The following is an 18,608-nucleotide window of genomic DNA, read 5'->3' as shown; positions in this document are numbered from 1 at the left end:
GCCATACCCAGAACATGGGAACAGCAATCAAGATCTAACAGGCCTTAGGGTTGTTATGGACCTGAGGCCAGTTGAGCGGCCTGCCTGAGTACGATGCAAGCGAAGGCGACGAGGTTGGAGATCGGCAAGAGTGCTGGCGTAACGCTAATAGACTTTCATCAAACGGCGGCGTCGCCCGATACAGGCAAAGGAGCGTTCCACAGCCCAGCGCCGCGGCAACAACACGAAGCCGCGCTTGGCCGCTGGCAGCTTGACCACCTCCAGCTCGATGCCATGTGCCTGGGCGGCGTTGGCTGGCAGCCGCAGCACTGATAACCGTTAAGCACTGCTCAGAAGCAACGTAAGCGTCGCTCTTTCATGGAACGGCAGCCGCATCAGTAACCATCGCAAGAATGGGCTAAAATTGTCCGCCTGAACCGCCTGAAAAACCTGACGGGAACGATGAGAAGACGCCAAGCGATCATAGCTGCTGGCGATGCTCTGCTTGCGCCTTCACTGGCCGACGCTGCATGGCCTAGCAGGAGATTACTGTTTTCGTTGCATATGGCGCCGGCAGCTCGATCGACGTCTGCACCTGCGCTGTAGCATCTGAAGCTGAGAAGATCCTCAAGGTATCTGTGCAGATCGTGAACCGCACGGTCGGGCAGGGCACCACAGCGCCCACGCAGACGTCCCAGTCGCGCCATGATGGCTATACAATCTGCAGCGCGGCGATGTCTGGCCTTGCCATTGCGCCGCATCTGTTTGAGGTCAGCTACGATCTCGACAGTTTCTCCAATCTCCCCGGCATCGCACGGTTCCTCTACGGCATCCCTGTGCGAGCAGAGAGCCCCTACGGCAATATTCAGGAGCGGTGCTCATCGCAATCGCCTCCATCGGGGTGATGGCTGTCCCCGGAGAGGGGGCATTCAAGGGCGGCGAGGCGTCGCCTTTGCGCTCGCGCTGCTTCCAGGCTTATGGCGCGGCGATGCTTGGTGTTGCCATCCTGCTGCCCTGTCCGGGCTTCATCATCACCAGCTTCGCCGCGACATTGCTTGTCGCGCGGGTCGGCGAGAACCGCTCCTGGTAGGAAGCATTGACCTAGGCCGCCTTGTTGGTGCTGTCGGTGGTACTGCTCTTTGGCACCTCGCTTAGCATGGCCTTTCCTGACGGGCCGGTGGAGCGTCTTGTCGCTCCTCTTGGCTTGCTGCACCTTGGCTGAGGAGGTTGGTGCATGATTGACGGCCTGCTGCACGGCTTTGCGGTGCTGCTGACCTTCCAGAACCTGAGCTTCTGCCTGCTGGGTGCGGTTCTCGGTACGCTTGTCGGGGTGTTGCTGGGATTGGGTCTGCGACAACCATCGCACTGTTGCTGCCCATCAGCCCGAAACTGGACCCGACAGGGACGAGTATTCTGCTCGCCGGCATCTATTAAGGCGTTGCCTATGGCAGCACGATCACCTCGGTGCTGATGCGGATTCCGGGCGAGGCTTCCTCGCTGGTGACGTGCATCGACGGCTACGCCATGGCCAAGAACGGGCGCGCGGGCGCCGCACTGGGCATCGCGGCCACCGGCAGCTTCATCGCAGGCACCTTCGGCGTGCTGGGTGTGATGCTGCTGTCGCCGCCCCTGGCCGAGATTGTCACCGCCTTCGGTCCTATGGAATACGCGGCGTTGATGTTGGTGGGCCTTTCCCGATCACTTTTTTCGCGGCTTTCAGCATTGCCAAGGCGGCATTGATGGCACTCTTTCTTGCCTCGGTGGGCCTTTCCCCAATTGCCTTGACGCCGCGCTTTACCTTCCGCCTGCCGGCGCTGGTGGATGGCATCAATATCGCACCCCTTGCGCTCGGCCTCTTCGGTTTTCGGAACTGCTTCTCCTTGCCTTGAGCGGTGACAGGAAGCCGGACCTCCTGCGCGCGCCGTCCGGTGTCTGGGGCTTCATGCCGAACCGGCGGGAATGGAAGCGCAGCGCAGTGCCGATCGCACGCGAATGGGTGCTTGGTTCTTTGTGGGCCTTCTGCCTGATGGGGCCGCGGTGCTCGCCTCCTTGTCCTATGCCATCGAGAAGCGGTTGACGAAGCATTCTGACGAGTTTGGCAGGGGTGCGGTCGAGGGCGTGGCCGGGCCGGAAAGCGCTAATAACAGCGGCACCGCAGGCGCCTTATTCCCCTGCTGACTCCGGGGATCCCCTCCAATGCCGTGACGGCTTTGCTGCTGGGCGCGCTGCTGGTGCACGGGGTCTAGCCTGGGCCGATGATCCTGGAGCGGCAGCCGGAGCTTTACTGGGGCGTCATTGCCTCCATGTATTTCGGCAACTTCATTCTGATCATCTTGAACCTGCCTTTTGTCGAGTTCTTCGTACGTGCGCTGGAAGTGCCCCGGCGCTTCATGGCGCGGCAATCTTGTTGATCTGCGTGATCGGCACCTGAGCACCGGCCTCAACCACTTCGATGTTTTGCTGTCGGCTGTCTTCGGAATTGTGGGGTTCCTGCTACGGCGCGCCGGCTTCGATCTGGCCCTAATGCTGGCTTACGTACTGGGGCCGACGCTGGAAGGTTCCCTCCGGCAAGCGCTCCTGATATCGGATGACGACCTGACGGAAGTCGTGCAACAGCCCATCGCGTTGGCCTTCCTGATCATCGCGGCCCTCGTGCTGCTGAGCGGAACGGTGCTGCGCAGACGGCCAGCCGTGGTGCAGGACGGAGGTTCCTAGAACCTCCCCCTGCTGTCGCGACACCGCTGCGGCCCGGGTTGCCGGGCGGGATGGGATGGTCCCCTTCAATGTACTTTCGGGGGAAGGGGGCGGCGCAGAAGCTCATGAGCCGGCCCGCCTGCCACTTCTCCATATTTCAGAAGACGGGTGCCGACTTGCCGGGAAAGATCACGATCTTTCTGCGATAGGCAATGGCGCGAAGAACTGCCCCAGGGGAATGTTCGGGATACGGGGTGGGGCTTCCTTCTGGATGGGCTGGATGATGGCCGCTCGGCGCGTCGGGTCATTCTCCCGAGCCCATTCATCTTTCGGCGCCTCGATCCGCGTGGCATAGGCCCAGCCGGTATAGGAGGTATCGGTGCAATTGGCGTTCAGTGCGTAGCTTGCAACGGGGCCTGTCCGGTCCGAAACTAGGACCACATGGATACAGGTTCCAGCCACCCTGCGGCGCATCATGCAGGCGCAGGAAATGCATCCACTTCATCACGGCCTGGGTTGCGGTGATAGATGACCCGGCCTCGGGGCCGGTAGGCGCCACGGGTAAAGCGGAAGGGGCCGGAGCCGACGATCTCCCGCACCGGCTTCATAGGACCCGTGGCCGCGTCCCGCTCGCGCATGATGAACAGGGTGGAGGCTGTGGGCTTGGCCAGTGCCTAGAGCAACAGCGGTGTATCACCCGAGAGGTTAAGGATGAAGGTGCCGGCATCTAGAAGCTCGGCCGCCAGCCCAAGCCCATTCGGCTTAAGGTTGCCGCTGCCCCGTGCCGCTCAGCGCCGGACAAAGGCAGCGACATCAGCGGAGGCCACCGGGCTGCCGTCATGGAAGGTCAGGCCCTGCGGCAGCGCCATACACCAGCTGGCGCCGTCCGTGCCTTTCTCACTTGCGCGACATCTGCGGCTGTGGCCGCAGTTCCGCATCCAGCGCGAAGAGATTGGTGTGGCCAGATAGCTGTGCTGATGCCTGATGGAGGGCGCATTGACCATTGAGGGCCGTGGTCCGCAACTCGGCGGAGGCTACTTAGCGGGGCACCTCCTCGACCCTGCCGGGTGTTGCTCAGCCCAGGACCAGTCCCAGGGATAACGCGGTCGCGGTGCTTGCCAGGCTCCTGAAGAAGACGCAGCGTCGCCCAAGCTCGCGAAAGGCCACGGCGGCCGATGGTACTGGACTCATCTCTCCCAACTTCCTGATTCTTGGCAGGCCAAGCGCTGGGGAGAGCGCCTGGCCTGCCGAACCTAAAGGGGCCGTGGTCGTGGGTGGCACCGGCTCCGGTCAGGTTCCGGCGAAGCGGCGCACCACATTTTCCAGCATCCGGGAGACGGGGCCGTCGAAGGCAGTTCTGTTCCACAGGCTGCCACAGAATGTGATGGAGCCGACAGCAAAGACTGAACCACCGCCTGGAACGTCGAAGATGATGATCTCCGCGCGCTTCAGCGCTTCCGGGCTTTCCCCCGTCACGGTCGCGATGTGGGAAAGCAATTCCTCGGGCACCGTGACGAAGGAGGCCGGCGGCTGTTCCGAGCGGGCCAGGATCACGGTGCCGGGTGGGGTGCCGAGGCGCGAGTCGGCACGGTCCAGTTCGAACCCCGCCGCGCCGCCGCCGGACAACCCGTAATCGCCTATGACCTCCGGCACGCCTTCGAAGATCCAGGCATAGCGTGGGTCCTGCGACGCTGGCAGGCGGCGGTAGAAGGTGCCTTCGAAGAGGCCTTGCGCGCTGAAGCCGAGGCCGACCAGGGCCTGAGGCGGCCGGCGGTTGCGCCGCCACAATCCGCCCAACGCGCCGTCGAGCTGATGGTAATATTCGCCGGCTTCCGCCGCCCAGGCGCGGATACCACCCTCGGCCCGGCGGATCTCGATCACATGCGGGCGGGCAGGGTCGCGCGCGATCCGCCAGTAGAAGCCATTGCCGCCCAGGTAGCACAACTTGCCGCCGTGGTCGCGATAGGCCGTCAGCGCATCCAGCATCCGCCCGGTGTGGTATTCGGGGTGGGAGCCGGTCAGGACGACGCGATAGGGCGAGAGCAGTGCCTCGCCTTCATCGTCGATGTCCTCGTCAGTGACGATATCGAATGCGATGCCGCGCGCTTCCAGCCAGGCGAGCAGGTGGGAATCGGCGGGGTAATGCCTTAGGCCGGAGCCCTTCGCATCGTTGAAGGTCAGGAAGCCCGGCCGCATCGTCAGGATCGGGCGCAGCCGCGAAGACAGCGAGATGCCGCTGCCGTCGGGATGGCGATTATAGGTCGAGTGGCTGAAAGCCGCGACATCGTCCGGGTTATGGGGGTAGGCGCCCCAGGTGGCGACACGTTCCTTGTATGCGGCATCGGCATTGCCGCGCGCATGGTTGGCATAGGCCTGGTAGGTAAAGGTGGAGGCCAGGAAGGCAACCGGGGCATGCGGTCCCTCCCGGCGGGGCAGGATGTAGAAGGGCAGCCAGTCCTCGCCATCCTCGCAGGTCAGGTGGAAGGCATAGGCGCCGCTTCGCATCTCCTCCGGTACATCGAAGGTGAAGGAGGGTGCCCACCCGCAATCGCTAAGGTCGTCGGCATGGAAATGGATGGCGGCGTATTCAGCGGGGGCATGGCGCCAGCAAGTCTCGTCACCGGTCCAGGCGGCGCTGACCACCCCGCGCGTGGGGAGATTGATCAGGTTGCCGTGCAGCGCGTGGGGGCCGGTGTCGGTAACCTGCTCGGTCGTGATGCCGTCCGAGAAATCCCAGCGCGCGCGCAGGCTTTCCGCTGGGGCGGCAAGGCGGAGTGGGTCGGGCCAGGCTTCAACAAAGGCCGCTGCCACCAGCGGGTCCTCGACCTTGCCGGTGAAATGGTCGCGCGGCGCCGAGGCATTCCGCGCGGCGAAGGTAATGGCGCTGACGGGAGCGGCCTCGCCCACCGCGGCCTGTGCCGTGACAGCCACGGCGCCCGGCGCGCCCAGTGGCGCCTGGCCGAGCACCATCCGCCCCGTGGCCGGGTCATGCGACAGCCAAAGGCGATACCATACCGCCGCCCGCAGCGGCGTTTCCGTCCGCAGACGGATGGTGGTGCCGCCAAAGACCATCTCGGCCTCGGCGCCTTCCGCACCGGCGCGGATCACGACGCTGTCTGGCCCGCCCTCGGCCGCCAGCACCGTGGCGGCTGGAAGTTCCGCCAGCAGTTGCAGCAGCACCGCCCAGCAACGTGCCTGTCCAGCCTCCAGGCGCGGACCGCCCCGCACCAAGCCCCAGGAGCCAAGCTGCACCGGTTGGTGCCGGCCTTCGAAGCGGTGGTCGAAGCCCCTTACCGGCCGCAGGTCCAGCCCCGGCCCGGCCGGGTTGGGATCGGCTGAAACCACCCGCACCAGCCGCGCACGGCAGCGGCCGGGGCGGCGCAGGCTGACATGCGCGGTGATCTGCTCGCCCGGGCGGCGGGAGAGGCGGTCGAGATAGCCTGTGACAGGCGGCAGCATTCCCGTCATGCCCGGCGCAGGTTCCAGGGCACGGGACGGGGGCCTTCCAACATGCCAGTGAGTGACCTGCGATAAGCGGTGCGGATAAAGAACTGCCCTAGCGGCACGGTCGGCACATCGCGGAAGGCAAGAGCCTGCATCTCATCGCCGATCCGCATGCGCTCTTCCTCCGTTTCGGCGGAGAGCCATCGCCCGTTCATGGCTTCCATCTCCTTGCTCTCGTACCAGCCGGTCCAACCGCCGTCGCCTTGGCCGCGGATGAGCGCATTCTGGCTGGGCGTGACGATACCCATGCCGCTCCACCACACGGGGAAGACGCTCCACCCGCCCTCGGAGATTGGCTTGCGCTGGACAATGCGGCCGAGGACGCTGCCCCAATCGGTCGAGACCAGTTCGACATTGAAGCCAATGCGGGCTAGCAGGTCATGCGCGATCAGCCCGAAGGGCGCGATAGAGGCGAAGTCCGATGGGTTGAGAAGGATCACCTTCTCCCCCGCATAGCCGCTTTCCTTCAGCAGGGCGCGGGCGCGTTCCAGATTCCCCTCCGCCATCGGGTCCGGCGAGGAGGCGCGGCCGTAAGGCGTCGTGCAGGGAAAGAAGGAATGGCAGACATTGTAGGCTGTTTCGTCGCTATTCGTCACTGCGCCCATGAAGTCGGGCTGGCTGACGGCGGCGAGCACGGCCTGGCGCGCCTTGGGGTTGTTGAAGGGCGGATGCAGGTGGTTGAAGCGCAGCACGCCCATGTAGCCGGCCGGGTCGCCATTCGCGATGGTGATGTCGCGGTTGCGGCGCAGCAGCGGGATGAGGTCGGCACCCACCTGTTCCCACCAATCCACCTCGCCAGCCTGCAACGCGGCGGCAGCAGTGGCCTGGTCGGGCATCATCACCCACTCGACACGCTCGAAATGCACGACCTTGCCGCCCGAGGTCCATTCCGGCGCTTCCTGCCGGGGCACATAGCGGTCGAACTTCCGGTAGGCGGCACGGCTGCCGGGAACGAATTCATCAGCCGCGAAGCGGTAGGGGCCTGAGCCGATGACCTCGGTGAAGGGTTTGGTCGCCTCCGTATTGCCGATGCGTTCCGGCATGATGAAGGCGGGGCTGGTGCCGGGCTTGGCCAGCGCATCCAGCAGCAGGGGGAAGCGGCGGGAGAGGCGGATAACCAGCGTGCGGTCGTCCGGCGTCTGCCATTCCACGACGGCGCTGCCCAGCGTACGGCCGAAAGTGTCGCGGCTGCACCAGCGGCGTAGGCTGGCGGCGCAGTCGCGCGACCGCACTGCCTCGCCGTCGTGGAAGAACAGCCCTTCGCGCAGCCGGATGGCCCAGGTCAGGCCATCATCGGAGACGCTGTGTCCCTCGGCCATCTGCGGCGTCACACGCATCTTGGCGTCCATGCCATAGAGTGTGTCATAGACATAGTAGCTATGGTTCACCGCGACGCCAGCCAGCGATGCCACCGGGTCGGTGATGGAGAGCGCGGCCTGCGGCACGAAGCGCAGCACGCGCGGGTCGGCGCGCTGGGCGCGCGAGAGGGATGGCGCCGCGAGCGTTGCGCCCGCCAGCAGGAGCGCACTGCGGCGCGTGATCTTCTGACGCATGGCCTTGTTCCCCTGTGGCTAGGACGAGCGGATTACGCCTTCGCTCCGCAGCTCGGATGCATAGTCATCCAGAACGGCGCCGAGCCGATCCGCGAGAATGTCGATTTCTTCCGCCGTGATGGTCAATGGCGGAGAAAGCATCAGCCAGTCGCCATAAGCCCCGCGGGAGGTGCGGCGGCAGTAGAGCGCCAGCCCGCGCCGCAGCGCGAGTTGCTTCACACGCTCCGGCGCCACCTTCTCCAACGGGATCATCTGCTGGGTCTGGCGGTCGGCGACAAGCTCGACGGCCATCAGCAGGCCCTTGCCTCGCACATTGCCGATGATGGGGCTCCGCGTCGCCAGGGCCTCCAGCCGCTGACGCAGCAACTTGCCCATCCGGGCGGCATTGCCAACCAGGTCGGCTTCCTCAATCTCCCGCAGCACGGCCGCGCCGACGGCGCAGCTCATCACATGGGCATTATAGGTAAAGCCGTGCATGAAGCCGCCGGATTCCGCCAGCACCCGCACCATCTCGGCCGAAACAAGCGTGGCGCCGAGCGGCGCGTAGCCGGCGGAAAGGCCCTTGGCTACTACGACGATATCCGGCCGTGCCGCCGGCCAGTGATCGGCGGCCAGAAAGCGGCCGGTGCGTCCGGCGCCGCTCATCACCTCGTCAAAGATCAGCTTCACGCCATGACGCGTGCAGATCTGCCGCACCGCTTCATAATAGGAATCCGGCGCCACCAGCGCACCGGTCGCGAGTCCGCCCACAGGCTCCATGATGAAAGCCAGCACCGTCTCGGGCCCTTCACGCAGGATCGCTTCCTCCAGCGCGGCGGCGCAGGCGCGGGCGTGGCTTTCAACTGTATGATTGGCCGGCAGGCGGTAGCTGAGTGGCGCCGGCACGCGTGGCACGGCGCGCAGCAATGGCCCGAAGACCTCATGCGCATGGTCGTCGCCCGAGACAGCCAGGGCGCCCAGGGTATTGCCATGGTATCCGGGCTGCCGGCCGATCACTTTCCAGCGCGAGGCCTCGCCGGTGGCGACCGCGTATTGCCGCGCGAACTTGATGGCGCTCTCCACGGCCTCCGAGCCGCCGGAGACGATGAAGGCGCGGTCGAGGCCCGGCCCCGCGAGGCGGCCAAGGCGCTCGGCGAATTCCAGATTGGCGGCGCTCTCGAACTGGCTGGGATAAGCAAAGACCGCTTGGCGCGCCTGAGCTTCCATGGCCGCCAGGATGCGGGGATGGCCGTGTCCGAGATTGCTCGCCACCGGGCCGGAGGAGGCGTCGAGATAACGGTTGCCGTCCGTATCGATCAGCCAGATGCCCTCGCCGCGCGCGATGCGGGGGAGGGGAGGCGCACCGGGCGGGCGCGTGAAGGCCTGAAGGCCGAAGCCGATCTCGGGAGAAGTCCGCACACCATCCATGGAGAGCCTCGCCTTCTGGCCTGATGTCTGGTTCCCCGTGGCTGTGGCGCCCCGGGCGCGCCGAGTTGATCGCACTCTTGAGCGCTGCGCAAGAGACTTCCTCGCCCGGGGTGGGCTTGATATGAGCATGAGAAGCAAGGGGAAGTCGGAAGGTCAGGAAAAGCTTGTCACGAAACCCTAAGCCACCCCGCGCCGCGCCTGTTGCGGTAGGGCTCAGCCGCGAGGCGATTGTCGAGGCGGCGCTCGCAGAGATCGACGCCAAGGGCCTGTCAGCCTTCAGCCTCCGCGGCCTGGCGCGAAGTCTCGGCGTCAATGGGAGCGTGATCGTCTGGCATATCGGCAACCGCGATGCAGTCGTGGCGGAGGTGATCCGGCTGGTGCTTCAGGACAGCGTGCCACCTCGCCTGCCGAACCAGGGTTGGCAGGAATGGCTCCGCAGCCTGTTCACCCGCTTTCGCGATGCGGTGCGGCGGCATCCCAATACGGCACCCCTGATCGGGGCCGATACTGTCTCCAACCTCCGGCCGGATTTCGCCCTGGTCGAAGCGGTACTCTCCGTGCTGGTGGAGGCGGGGGTGCCGGAAGAGCGCCTCTGCGAGACGTACAACGCCATTCAGGCCGCGCTCGTGGGCTTTGTGACGCAGGAACTGGCGCGGATGCCGACGGAGGACCTTCCGTCATGGCAATCCAGCATCCAGGCCAACCTGGCTGAGGCTGATGCCGCGCGTTACCCCAATCTGGTGCGGCTTCTTCCCCGCCTCACCAATCGTGCCTTTATCCTGCGGTGGCAGAATGGCGCGGCCGCGCCGATGGACAGCAGCTTCGAGATCTTCGTGAACTGCATCATCGGTGGGCTGGAAGCATCGCTTCCCCGCCCCCGTGGCGCTGGCGCGGGTTGAAGACCCGGCTGCTGAAGCAGGGTGGGCCTCCTTCCGGGCAAGCTGGCGGGAGCGGCGGATGCGGCCGCCCCTGCCGCCATCAATCTAGCGGAAAGGTGGAGACCACATCAGGCCGCCGTCGCGCGCCAGACGGTCCTGCGTCCGCTGCAGGCCCAGTGGACCCAGGTTGCGCTGCCAGATCTCACCGTAGTTGCCGACGGCCTTGATGGCGCCGAGTGCCCAGCCATTCTCCAGCCCCAGGGCCTTGCCGAAATCGCCACTGGTGCCAAGCAGGCGTTGTACCTCGGGGTTCGCATCGTTGCGGCGGCTCTCGGCATTGGCGGCGGTGACGCCCTGTTCCTCCGCCGCCACCAGCGCATTGCCGGTCCAGCGCACGATGTCGAACCAGCGCCAGTCGCCCTTGCGCACCAGCGGCCCCAACGGCTCGGCGCTGATGGTCTCGGGCAGGATGACGTAATCCGCCGCACGGTCGGCCTGAGCGGTGCGGGTGGAGGCGAGGCCGGACCGATCGGTGGTGTAGACATCGCAGCGGCCGGCCAGGAAGGCGCCCACCACCTCCTGGAAGTTCTCGATCACGACCGGGGTGAATTTCAGGTTATTGGCGCGGAACCAGTCGGTCAGGTTCAGCTCCGTTGTGGTGCCGGGCTGCAGACAGACGGTGGCGCCGTCTAGCTCCTTGGCTGAGGAAACGCCAAGGGCCTTCTTGACCATGAAGCCTTGCCCGTCATGCATCAGCACGCCGGTAAAGGAGAGGCCGATGCCAACGTCCCGGCCGAAAGAGAAGGTGGTGTTGCGCGCCAGCAGGTCCACCTCGCCTGACTGCAAGGCAGTGAAGCGGTTCTGCGGCGTGGTGGGAACGAAGCGCACCTTGCCGGCATCGCCCAGCACCGCCGCGGCGACGGCGCGGCAGAAGTCGGTATCGATGCCCCGCCATTCACCCCGGCTATCCGCCTGGGACAGGCCGGCCACGCCGGTGGAGACGCCACAGGCCAGTTGTCCCCGCTGCTTCACCGCCGCCAGGGTGTCGGCGGGGGCGCCGCCCTGGGCCGCCGCTCCGCCCACGGCACCGAACACCCCCAGCGCCAACCCCGCCAGGCGGTGCCAGAACCCCTTTCGTGATAGCATCTTCGCATCTCCGTCCGTGTCCCTGGTGCGGGCACAACGTCCGGCATGGCGGTGGGTAACAGGGAGCGGCGGCATTCTGCCTATGCCGGAAGAGCGGCCGGAAGCCGGCCAAGCTACCTCTGGTAGCGGGCGCCTGCCCAGGCTCTGCCGGAACCCGGCTGCCCTTCATGCGGCCGGCCGGGGCTTGTCCACAGTTTACGGGGACATAGCTGTGGATGACCGGGTGGACAGCTTGTGCGGGGCGGGAGACCGGCAGGCTAGGCCTGACCGTGCGGTGCCGGGTCTTATCAGAATCGTAACAATTGCGGCCTTGGTCTCCGGCATGGCGGTCAGCATCATCCACCGGCCTTACCGCCCTGGGCCGTGAAGGCTTCAAGGACCTGCCGCAGCATCCGAACTCCACGGCTGATGGCCCGTTCATCAAGGCTGGCATAGCCCATGACCAACCCGGCGGCCTGAGGCCGCCCGGTCGCCGGAGCGGAAGCATAGAGGGGGCTGACAGGATAAAGGCCGAGGCCCGCCGCGCGGGCATGGGCAACAAACTCCTCCTCCTGCGCCCCTGGCACCTGCTGCAGCCAGACGACGATATGCAGGCCGGCGTCGGCGCCGGATACCGCTACCGCCTCTCCCAGATCGGTGGAGAGGGCCGCCAGCAGGGCTGCACGACGCTCGCCATTGCGGCGGCGGACGCGGCGGACATGCCGTTCATAGGCGCCGCTGCCGATCAACTCGGCCAGGGCCTCCTGCTCCAGGCCGGGAGCGTGCCTGTCAGCAAGCCGCTTCGCCTTGGCGAAGGCCGCCGACAAGACCAATGGAACAACGAGATAGCCGAGGCGCAGCGTCGGCGAGAGTGTCTTCGAAACGGTTCCGAGGTAGATGACCCGCCCCACGCCATCCATGGCCTGGAGGGGAGGGACGGGAGCGATGTCGAAACGGTACTCGCTGTCGTAATCATCCTCTATGACATAGGCGCCGGCGTGCTGTGCCCAGGCCAGGAGTTCCTGCCGCCGGCCAGCCGGCATCACCCCGCCCAAGGGAAATTGGTGGGACGGCGTGACATAGGCCAGGCGTGCCAGCGGGAGGCCCGCCGTTCGCATGCCCTCATGATCGACGGCCGCGGGTACCAGTTCCGCCCCCGCCGCCAGGAAGACCTGACGCGCGAGATTGTAGCCGGGATCTTCCATCACGGCGCGGTCTCCAGGGTCGAGCAGCAGCCGCGCGCAGAGATCGAGCCCCTGTTGCGAGCCATTGACCACGATGATCTGCTCCGGCTCGCAGCGCAGGCCACGGGCCCGCCACAGGTAGCCTTGCAATGCCAGCCGGAGTTCGGATGCTCCACAAGGGTCATCATAGCGGAGGCGCGGCTTTCGGCGCAGCAGAGCGCCCGTGATGGCCTTTCTCCAGGCAGGGAGCGGGAAGTCGGCGGCCGAGAGGTCTCCATAGCGGAAATCCGTCACCAGGCCTTCCGCACTGGCGAGGGAGGGGAGCGGGAAAGCCTCCAGCCGCTGCCCGAAAGTCGACAGGCGATGAGGGCTGGGCGGGGAGGCGGGCTGCCCGGGCTGGGCGGAGGAACAGCCAAGGCCCTCCGCCACCCTCGCCCGGGCGCCCTGGCGGGTTTGCAGGTATCCCTCCGCGATCAACTGGTCATAGGCGGCTGTGACCGTTGTCCGTGAGACACCCCATTCCGCGGCCAGGGACCGGGTTGAGGGCAGGCTGGCGCCGGGGGCAAGCAGCCCGGAGGCTATTTGCGTCTTGATCGCCTCGCAGATTCTCCGGGTGATCCGTTCCGGCACGTCATCCATCATGGCGCCTGGAACTGGCCCACCCATTTTCTGAAGAACTGGATATTTCTTGTGGGCCAATCCAAGAGCATGGTCCAGCCTGTTTCTGGAGCCGCCGTCGATGTATGTCCCGCCCGCCTTTCGTGAGGACGACCTTGCTGCCCTGCATGGGACGATGCAGGAGGTGCGCCTGGCGAACCTCGTCACCGCCACGGCCGAGGGCCTGATCGCCACGCCTCTGCCGCTCTTCCTGGCGGCGGACGAAGGCCCCTACGGGACGCTCTATGGTCACCTGGCACGGGGTAACCCGCAGTGGAAACTGCCACCGGCGGGCGAGGCCATGGCGCTGTTCATGGGGCCGGATGCCTATGTCAGTCCCTCCTGGTATTCTTCCAAGAAGGAGCACCACAAGGTGGTGCCGACCTGGAACTACATCGCCGTCCATGCCTATGGCGCGGCTGAGTTCTTTGAGGATGCCGACCGCCTGCTGGAGGTCGTCACGCGGCTGACGAACCGGCATGAGCAGGCCCGCGCCGAGCCCTGGGCCGTGACCGATGCGCCGGAGGCCTTCATTCGCGCTCAGCTCAAGGGCATCGTCGGCCTGCGGCTGCCGATCGCGCGCCTGGAGGGCAAGCGGAAGATGAGCCAGAACCGCAGCCTTGAGGATCGGGTGGGGGTCGCGGCCGCACTGGCGGCAAGCGAGCAGGCTTCCGACCGCACCGTGGCGGCATTGATCCCGGTCTGACGCCGAATGGAGATGGCGTGCCGGCATGATACCCGGCAGGCGCGGCTTCCCAGATGAATGCAGCTCCGCGCCCGCTCGTGCCCGCTACGCCAAACCCCGATCCCGAGGGAGTCCTTCAATATGCCAGATCCCGGCCAACTGGCCTTGTACTTCCTTGCCGCCCTGGCGCTCGCCATCACGCCAGGCCCCGGCATCTTTTATGTTGCCGCACGTTCCCTCGCGGGCGGCCGGGCAGAGGGCGTGGCCTCCAGCTTCGGCACCGGGTTGGGGGGCATGGTCCATGTCCTTGCCGGCAGCCTGGGCGTTTCCGCCCTTGTACTCGCGAGTGCGGAGCTCTTCACCGCCTTGAAGCTGATTGGAGCCGCTTACCTGGTCTGGGTCGGCTTTCGCACCTTCCAGTCCGCCCGCCGGGACGCCTCCGCGGCCCTGGATGGTGGGGACGTGGCGTCGCCTGTCGGCCCCCCGCGAGCCTTCCGCGAAGGCATATTGGTCGAGGCGCTAAACCCGAAGACGGCGGCCTTCTTCCTGGCCTTCATTCCGCAGTTCGTGAACCCGGATCAGGGCCATGTGGCACTGCAGTTCGTGTGGCTGGGCTTCATCTCGGTCACGCTCAATACCCTTGTGGATATCGCGGTTGCTGTCGCGGCGGGTAGCATCCGGAATGGTGCGGCAGCACACCCCAGTTTGATCCGGCGCCTGCGGGAAGCGTCAGGAGGCGCGATGATCGCACTTGGCATTGGCCTGTCCTTGGCGAAACGGCCAACCGCCTGATCCGGCTGCCTTCACGCTCCGCTCCCTCGTGGCACCTTAAAGGTCGAAGTTTGTGGGCAGCAAGGGAGCTGGTGACGATGGTATCGCCAGATCTCCGCTCGATCAGATGCGGCGCGTCCCGCGCATTCTTCATGACGACGTTCACGTTCAGATTCATCATCCGGTCGATTGCCGCCGGATCTGTCTCAGTCAGGTCACCGCCCGGGTAGCTTCCTGCATTCGCGTGCAGGGTATCGAGCTTTCCTGTGGATCGAGGAGATCCAGTGCCAGAGGGATGACCGCATCGCCATGCCTGTGGTGAAGCGCCATCAGGCCGTTCTTGTCACGGTCCACCGTCACCACGCGTGAACCTGCCGCCACTATCGCCTCGGTGCTGGCCAAGCCAATACCCAACGTATCCCTTGTCACGATTGCAACTTTGGCACCAGATCTCCCTCCGGCGTGCCTACCATCTCATCATGCTTGTTGTTGCAGCCAAGCATATCGAGGCGATAGGCTGATTCTCTATCAGCTTCCGCTTGGGCACATGTTCAAGCGCGGCAGCCTTCATTGGCCTGTCATGCTTCAAGCCACCAGCCAGGGCGGCTTCTTCTGAAGGTGCTCTGATGCGGAGTGGAGCGAAAGCCTGTCACGGCCGGGGGTGCCCAGATGAGTCGGGCCCCAGCACGATGCCGGCACCATTGCTCGCGGCTAGGCATCTTAGCCATGACCGTAATGCCGCTAACCCTTCTGCAGCTTTCTTGCATTCGCCCTGACGCGGCGGCGCGCTGGTGCCATGGCGGCCTTCGCGACGGCATCAGGCTTGGCACCACGCATGGCTGCCAGACCGGCCTTCGTGGCCCCCACGGCGAAGGCCTGCTGCTTCTCGGACCAAAGGACGGCCAGGCGTGCACTGGCCTGGGCGGGGTTGGCCCAGAGCTGGGCGCTGTGCATTGCGCAGACCCAACTGGCTTCAGCCAACCAGATGTAAGCGGCAAAGGGGTTGGCAGTGCTTTTGCGGGACATGTTCGGGAGATAGGCACGCGGGCGTCACGAAACCAGGGCGTCATCGGCTGCGGGCAGCGGCATCGAGGAAAGCCCCCCTGTTCGCACTGTCCCTGCGTGACGCATCCCCCGCTCCGTGCGGCAGCCATTGACGGAATGAGGGCGGATGGCCCCCGTATACCGCCCAGCTATTAAGGCCTCCAAGAATCGTTAGCGTGAATTCATTGCGTAATCAAAACATCATGACGTCCCGCAGCCGAATCAGTCCGCATGCTCAGCGCCGTGTCCTGTGTCGTGCTTAGTATGGCTGTTTTCTCAGGCCCTGCGCATGCACAGGCCGGTAGAGGATGCCCGCACGGCTCTGGAGCCTGGTGGCGCGGCCGCCCTTGCCCTTCAGTCCAGGCCTTCATCAGATGAGGATGAGCGGCGGAATTGTTATGCCGTATCGGCCGCGCTGGGTGTGCCTATTGCACGTGCGATGGGCATCTTTGTCGGGTATTCGCGGGAACAGGATTCCGAACGCAGGCGTGCGGATCAGTTCATCGAACTCGGGACGCGGCAGATCCTGCCGGCCGGGCTCATTCTCGCTGCCGGGGTGGGTATTGGGGTAGGGGGCAGCGAGACCGATTTCCGGGTTCTGGTTGAATTGCAGAAGAACTTCTGACCAGCCTCGTTGAAAGGCAGCCGGGGAAGGCGAGGCATCTGTTCAGTGCTGCCTCGCGAAGGAAGGTGCTCACGGCCATGACCACGGGGCTGGCGGGATCTGCGGGTTGGTCCCGTCAACTCCTGGCGGAACCTCCGAGTGAGGAGATGGTTAGGCCATCATATCACGCAGGGGAGCTGAGCATGACGATCAGCAAAGCTTTGGCTGGGCTGGGTTGGGGCCTGCTCATTGCCCTGACCTTTGGCATCGCGACAGGGAGCTTCTGAACGGCCCAACATGCCTTTTGCTGGCCTTGTCGGGTCCGTCGATCACTGGAGCTTTCGGCAGGATGGAGAAGCATCTCGGCCGAGAGATGGTCGACGACAACATATTAGCCTCTGCAAGCGCCTGAACCCCCTTGGCGCACCGTTATTCTGCCTTGCACGACGAAGCTGGTTGTTTGTGCCTGCTGATCTTACGGCCCGCAGAATTCGCCCTGTTCAGCGGATGTCCCAGAACGAACGGTTGGCTTCCATAGCCGCATCGGCGCGGCTGGCACCGATATCGGCAAGGAGGCGGCTGTCCATCTTAGCGAGCAACCGGCGGGTCTGCCGCGCCTGAAGCATGGCGCTGGCTGCCATCCAGGCCCGTCGCAGGTTGAGGGTAGCGTGGCCGGGTGCGAAGCCTGAGGCAAAGATGCTCTGCGTTGCCATGGTGATCTCCTGTGCCCGAAGCCTTGGGATGACTGGAAGATAGGGCTGCAGGCCCCATCAAGGAAACGAATTGATTTGATGTTTGGCATCATCAATTTTGATGGCCGTCCGGAAGCCCTGGCCGTGACCGGCATCTGGGAAGGCAGCAGATCTTCCAGCCTGCCCGCTTCATCGAAGGCCGGAGCTGGGCTTGGTCCTGAAGTCCTTTCGGACTAACAGCCGGTAGCCATGGGACGATGCCACCTAGGCGGAGTGCACCGCTCGCGGCACAGTCCTGGGCGGACCTGGCGCATGCAAGACCAGGTGAGCAGAAGAGTGGAAGCGGACATTGAGATTGCCTTTATGGGTCAGCGCGCTGGTCGCGACCTTGATTGTCCAGACCGTCAGTTCCTTCGCCTCCCTCGCCGTTCCATTGCTGGGCCCGCCGCTGATGGCGCGTGCGGGCTTGCCGCCGGAGAGCATCGGGCTGGTTTCCGCCCTGACATCGGCCGGCATCTGCTGGTGCCTGGCTTGCGGCGGGCTAATGCTCGGCCATCACGGGCCGGTACGCACGCTGCAGATCGGCCTGGCTTGCATGGCGCTTGGGCTGCTTGCGCTGTCGCAGCCGCTGGGCCTGCTCGGGCTGCTGGGCGCGCTGGCGGTCGGCTTCGGTACCGGCCACAACACACCAGCGGGTAGCCAGATCCTGATCCGCGCGGCGCCTCCCCGGCACCGTACGCTGATCTTCTCGATCAAGCAGGCCGGCGTTCCCCTGGGCGGCGCCCTGGCAGGCTTGGTGCTGGCGCCGCTGGTCCTGGCACAGGGCCTGACGGTCACACTGGGTGTCGTGATCGGCATCGTGTTGGCGACGATCCTCCTGGTGCAGCCCTTCCGGCAGCGGCTTGATGCCGAAAGAGGCGAGGGGCAACCGGGCTGGGCACGCGCATTGCTCTCACCGAGAGCGCTGGGGCGCTCCGTCGGAACCCTTCGCGCACATTCCTCGTTGCCGCTGCTGACGGCTCTTGGCGCCTCCTTCTCCATGGTACAGGCGTGCCTGATGGCTTTCACCGCCACCTATGCCATGACCCGACACGATGCTTCCCTGACCGAGGCGGGGCTGATCGTCACGGCGATGCAGCTTGCCAGCATGATCGGACGTGTCGTCCTGGGTTGGCTGGCCGACCGCATGGGGCAGGCCTTGCGGCACCTCGCCATGCAGGCAGTAGCCTCGGCTCTGGCTGTTGTGCTGCTGGTGACGATTGGTGGGGAAAACGCCTGGGCCCTTTACGGCTGTGCGGCACTGGTGGGCTTCACCGCCATCGGCTGGAACGGTGTGCATATGGCGGAACTCGCACGTGTCGCGCCGCTCTCCCTGGTCAGTGATGTGACTTCCGCCGCCAGCCTCTTCGGCTTCGTCGGATCAATCTGCGGGCCGCTGATCTTCACGCTGCTCGTGTCCTGGAGCGGCAGCTATGGCCTCGCCTTCTGCCTGATGGCGGCTCAGCTGGCTGGCTTCGGCCTGGTCAGCGTGGCGGTTCTTGGCCGTCGAACCAAGCCTGAGGCGAGAGACTCCTCCGCTTCGCTCGCCAGCACGGACTGTGGCGAAGGCAGTACGCTCAACGGCTGAAACTTCACTCCGCCATACGAGCCGCCATCTTGACCTCTTCAGACCAGAAGCGCGGCTTTGAAGAATTTCAGAGTATGTTCTGAGGAGCCTCAGTGGCGTGCGAAAGATGGACCTGACGTTCCGCGGAAGTCAGCGCATGATGGCGGCACAGCCTGCGCTCCTGGAGATGCTGGCCACCATCAAAAAGGCCAGGCCAGGGCAAGG

The 18,608-nt window shown here is 65.3% G+C and carries 20 protein-coding genes and 3 pseudogenes; 13 read left to right on the top strand and 10 right to left on the bottom strand.

All coding sequences use genetic code 11. From position 1 onward, the window contains the following. Positions 1 to 53: 53 nt before the first annotated feature. Positions 54 to 297: pseudogene (locus tag IBL25_RS06555) on the bottom strand (transposase); the annotation flags it as partial. Between the two features lie 320 nt (positions 298 to 617). On the opposite strand from IBL25_RS06555, the gene IBL25_RS27505 reads away from it, so the two are divergent. From IBL25_RS27505 to IBL25_RS06520, 7 genes and pseudogenes are all read left to right on the top strand, one after another. Beyond that, positions 618 to 884, top strand: a complete 267-nt coding sequence (locus IBL25_RS27505; protein WP_187777753.1) for a tripartite tricarboxylate transporter substrate-binding protein — start codon at positions 618 to 620, stop codon at positions 882 to 884. Then, on the top strand, positions 854 to 1,069 hold the full coding sequence (locus IBL25_RS06545) for a hypothetical protein (protein ID WP_187777752.1): 216 nt from the start codon (positions 854 to 856) through the stop codon (positions 1,067 to 1,069). Before IBL25_RS27505 ends, IBL25_RS06545 begins: the two co-directional genes overlap by 31 nt. A 356-nt stretch (positions 1,070 to 1,425) precedes the next feature. Next, positions 1,426 to 1,719: pseudogene (locus IBL25_RS27245) on the top strand (tripartite tricarboxylate transporter permease); the annotation flags it as partial. After that, the gene (locus tag IBL25_RS27240) at positions 1,719 to 1,868 is read left to right on the top strand and encodes a tripartite tricarboxylate transporter permease (RefSeq protein WP_187777750.1); all 150 of its coding nucleotides are present in this window, start codon (positions 1,719 to 1,721) and stop codon (positions 1,866 to 1,868) included. The pseudogene IBL25_RS27245 and the gene IBL25_RS27240, both read left to right, overlap by 1 nt. A gap of 70 nt (positions 1,869 to 1,938) precedes the next feature. After that, a complete protein-coding gene (locus tag IBL25_RS27500; RefSeq protein ID WP_187777749.1) occupies positions 1,939 to 2,157 on the top strand; it encodes a tripartite tricarboxylate transporter permease in 219 nt (72 codons plus the stop codon). A gap of 77 nt (positions 2,158 to 2,234) precedes the next feature. Continuing rightward, a complete protein-coding gene (locus IBL25_RS27235) occupies positions 2,235 to 2,390 on the top strand; it encodes a tripartite tricarboxylate transporter permease (RefSeq protein WP_187777748.1) in 156 nt (51 codons plus the stop codon). Then, on the top strand, positions 2,344 to 2,694 hold the full coding sequence (locus IBL25_RS06520) for a hypothetical protein (protein WP_187777747.1): 351 nt from the start codon (positions 2,344 to 2,346) through the stop codon (positions 2,692 to 2,694). Before IBL25_RS27235 ends, IBL25_RS06520 begins: the two co-directional genes overlap by 47 nt. 168 nt (positions 2,695 to 2,862) lie before the next feature. On the opposite strand, the gene IBL25_RS06515 is transcribed toward IBL25_RS06520, so the two are convergent. From IBL25_RS06515 to IBL25_RS06500, 4 genes are all read right to left on the bottom strand, one after another. Continuing rightward, positions 2,863 to 3,114, bottom strand: coding sequence for a hypothetical protein (locus IBL25_RS06515; RefSeq protein ID WP_187777746.1), 252 nt, complete (start codon positions 3,112 to 3,114; stop codon positions 2,863 to 2,865). 849 nt (positions 3,115 to 3,963) lie between these two features. Beyond that, the gene (locus IBL25_RS06510; RefSeq protein ID WP_194433630.1) at positions 3,964 to 6,141 is read right to left on the bottom strand and encodes a N,N-dimethylformamidase beta subunit family domain-containing protein; all 2,178 of its coding nucleotides are present in this window, start codon (positions 6,139 to 6,141) and stop codon (positions 3,964 to 3,966) included. Then, positions 6,138 to 7,730 (bottom strand): ABC transporter substrate-binding protein, encoded by a 1,593-nt coding sequence (locus tag IBL25_RS06505; protein ID WP_187777745.1) that lies wholly within the window; start codon positions 7,728 to 7,730, stop codon positions 6,138 to 6,140. Before IBL25_RS06505 ends, IBL25_RS06510 begins: the two co-directional genes overlap by 4 nt. A gap of 18 nt (positions 7,731 to 7,748) precedes the next feature. Continuing rightward, positions 7,749 to 9,137 carry an aminotransferase family protein gene (locus IBL25_RS06500; protein WP_187777744.1) on the bottom strand — a complete coding sequence of 463 codons (1,389 nt, stop codon included), beginning with the start codon at positions 9,135 to 9,137 and terminating at the stop codon, positions 7,749 to 7,751. Positions 9,138 to 9,301: 164 nt separating this feature from the next. Here IBL25_RS06500 and IBL25_RS06495 point away from each other — a divergent pair, with 164 nt between their 5' ends. Then, a complete protein-coding gene (locus IBL25_RS06495; RefSeq protein WP_187777743.1) occupies positions 9,302 to 10,036 on the top strand; it encodes a TetR/AcrR family transcriptional regulator C-terminal domain-containing protein in 735 nt (244 codons plus the stop codon). A gap of 84 nt (positions 10,037 to 10,120) precedes the next feature. On the opposite strand, the gene IBL25_RS06490 is transcribed toward IBL25_RS06495, so the two are convergent. Next, positions 10,121 to 11,161, bottom strand: a complete 1,041-nt coding sequence (locus tag IBL25_RS06490; RefSeq protein WP_187777742.1) for an amino acid ABC transporter substrate-binding protein — start codon at positions 11,159 to 11,161, stop codon at positions 10,121 to 10,123. A 335-nt stretch (positions 11,162 to 11,496) separates the two neighbouring features. After that, a complete protein-coding gene (gene pdxR, locus IBL25_RS06485; RefSeq protein WP_367615568.1) occupies positions 11,497 to 12,954 on the bottom strand; it encodes a MocR-like pyridoxine biosynthesis transcription factor PdxR in 1,458 nt (485 codons plus the stop codon). Positions 12,955 to 13,063: 109 nt separating this feature from the next. On the opposite strand from pdxR, the gene IBL25_RS06480 reads away from it, so the two are divergent. Together IBL25_RS06480 and IBL25_RS06475 are read left to right on the top strand one after the other, a co-directional pair. Continuing rightward, positions 13,064 to 13,687 carry an FMN-binding negative transcriptional regulator gene (locus tag IBL25_RS06480; protein WP_187777740.1) on the top strand — a complete coding sequence of 208 codons (624 nt, stop codon included), beginning with the start codon at positions 13,064 to 13,066 and terminating at the stop codon, positions 13,685 to 13,687. 120 nt (positions 13,688 to 13,807) lie between these two features. Next, positions 13,808 to 14,458 (top strand): LysE family translocator, encoded by a 651-nt coding sequence (locus IBL25_RS06475; RefSeq protein WP_187777739.1) that lies wholly within the window; start codon positions 13,808 to 13,810, stop codon positions 14,456 to 14,458. A 100-nt stretch (positions 14,459 to 14,558) separates the two neighbouring features. On the opposite strand, the pseudogene IBL25_RS27495 reads toward IBL25_RS06475, so the two are convergent. Together IBL25_RS27495 and IBL25_RS26665 are read right to left on the bottom strand one after the other, a co-directional pair. Then, a pseudogene (locus tag IBL25_RS27495) lies at positions 14,559 to 14,651 on the bottom strand (hypothetical protein); the annotation flags it as partial. After that, positions 14,648 to 14,839 carry a hypothetical protein gene (locus IBL25_RS26665; RefSeq protein ID WP_202986695.1) on the bottom strand — a complete coding sequence of 64 codons (192 nt, stop codon included), beginning with the start codon at positions 14,837 to 14,839 and terminating at the stop codon, positions 14,648 to 14,650. The gene IBL25_RS26665 and the pseudogene IBL25_RS27495, both read right to left, overlap by 4 nt. A gap of 1,081 nt (positions 14,840 to 15,920) precedes the next feature. On the opposite strand from IBL25_RS26665, the gene IBL25_RS06465 reads away from it, so the two are divergent. Next, positions 15,921 to 16,106 (top strand): hypothetical protein, encoded by a 186-nt coding sequence (locus IBL25_RS06465; protein WP_187777738.1) that lies wholly within the window; start codon positions 15,921 to 15,923, stop codon positions 16,104 to 16,106. 479 nt (positions 16,107 to 16,585) lie between these two features. On the opposite strand, the gene IBL25_RS06460 is transcribed toward IBL25_RS06465, so the two are convergent. Continuing rightward, a complete protein-coding gene (locus IBL25_RS06460; protein WP_202986694.1) occupies positions 16,586 to 16,798 on the bottom strand; it encodes a DUF1127 domain-containing protein in 213 nt (70 codons plus the stop codon). Between the two features lie 78 nt (positions 16,799 to 16,876). On the opposite strand from IBL25_RS06460, the gene IBL25_RS06455 reads away from it, so the two are divergent. Together IBL25_RS06455 and IBL25_RS06450 are read left to right on the top strand one after the other, a co-directional pair. Beyond that, entirely contained in the window at positions 16,877 to 17,014 is a 138-nt protein-coding gene (locus IBL25_RS06455; protein ID WP_187777737.1) for a hypothetical protein, read from the top strand. A gap of 118 nt (positions 17,015 to 17,132) precedes the next feature. Further along, on the top strand, positions 17,133 to 18,404 hold the full coding sequence (locus IBL25_RS06450; RefSeq protein WP_187777736.1) for an MFS transporter: 1,272 nt from the start codon (positions 17,133 to 17,135) through the stop codon (positions 18,402 to 18,404). The last annotated feature ends 204 nt before the right edge of the window (positions 18,405 to 18,608 follow it).

The organism is Pseudoroseomonas ludipueritiae (assembly GCF_014490445.1).
Classification (GTDB): Bacteria; Pseudomonadota; Alphaproteobacteria; order Acetobacterales; family Acetobacteraceae; genus Pseudoroseomonas; species Pseudoroseomonas ludipueritiae.
Note: the sequence above shows the minus strand (reverse complement) of the source record. Positions and strands in the feature narration are given on the sequence as shown.

Bases quoted from the DNA above. Each gene is read 5' to 3' on its own strand.
- IBL25_RS27240 (WP_187777750.1), top strand. From the start codon at position 1,719: ATGGCACTCTTTCTTGCCTCGGTGGGCCTTTCCCCAATTGCCTTGACG.
- IBL25_RS27500 (WP_187777749.1), top strand. From the start codon at position 1,939: ATGGAAGCGCAGCGCAGTGCCGATCGCACGCGAATGGGTGCTTGGTTC.
- IBL25_RS27235 (WP_187777748.1), top strand. From the start codon at position 2,235: ATGATCCTGGAGCGGCAGCCGGAGCTTTACTGGGGCGTCATTGCCTCC.
- IBL25_RS06510 (WP_194433630.1), bottom strand. From the start codon at position 6,141: ATGACGGGAATGCTGCCGCCTGTCACAGGCTATCTCGACCGCCTCTCC.
- IBL25_RS06505 (WP_187777745.1), bottom strand. From the start codon at position 7,730: ATGCGTCAGAAGATCACGCGCCGCAGTGCGCTCCTGCTGGCGGGCGCA.
- IBL25_RS06500 (WP_187777744.1), bottom strand. From the start codon at position 9,137: ATGGATGGTGTGCGGACTTCTCCCGAGATCGGCTTCGGCCTTCAGGCC.
- IBL25_RS06490 (WP_187777742.1), bottom strand. From the start codon at position 11,161: ATGCTATCACGAAAGGGGTTCTGGCACCGCCTGGCGGGGTTGGCGCTG.
- IBL25_RS06480 (WP_187777740.1), top strand. From the start codon at position 13,064: ATGTATGTCCCGCCCGCCTTTCGTGAGGACGACCTTGCTGCCCTGCAT.
- IBL25_RS06475 (WP_187777739.1), top strand. From the start codon at position 13,808: ATGCCAGATCCCGGCCAACTGGCCTTGTACTTCCTTGCCGCCCTGGCG.
- IBL25_RS06465 (WP_187777738.1), top strand. From the start codon at position 15,921: ATGGGCATCTTTGTCGGGTATTCGCGGGAACAGGATTCCGAACGCAGG.
- IBL25_RS06460 (WP_202986694.1), bottom strand. From the start codon at position 16,798: ATGGCAACGCAGAGCATCTTTGCCTCAGGCTTCGCACCCGGCCACGCT.
- IBL25_RS06455 (WP_187777737.1), top strand. From the start codon at position 16,877: ATGTTTGGCATCATCAATTTTGATGGCCGTCCGGAAGCCCTGGCCGTG.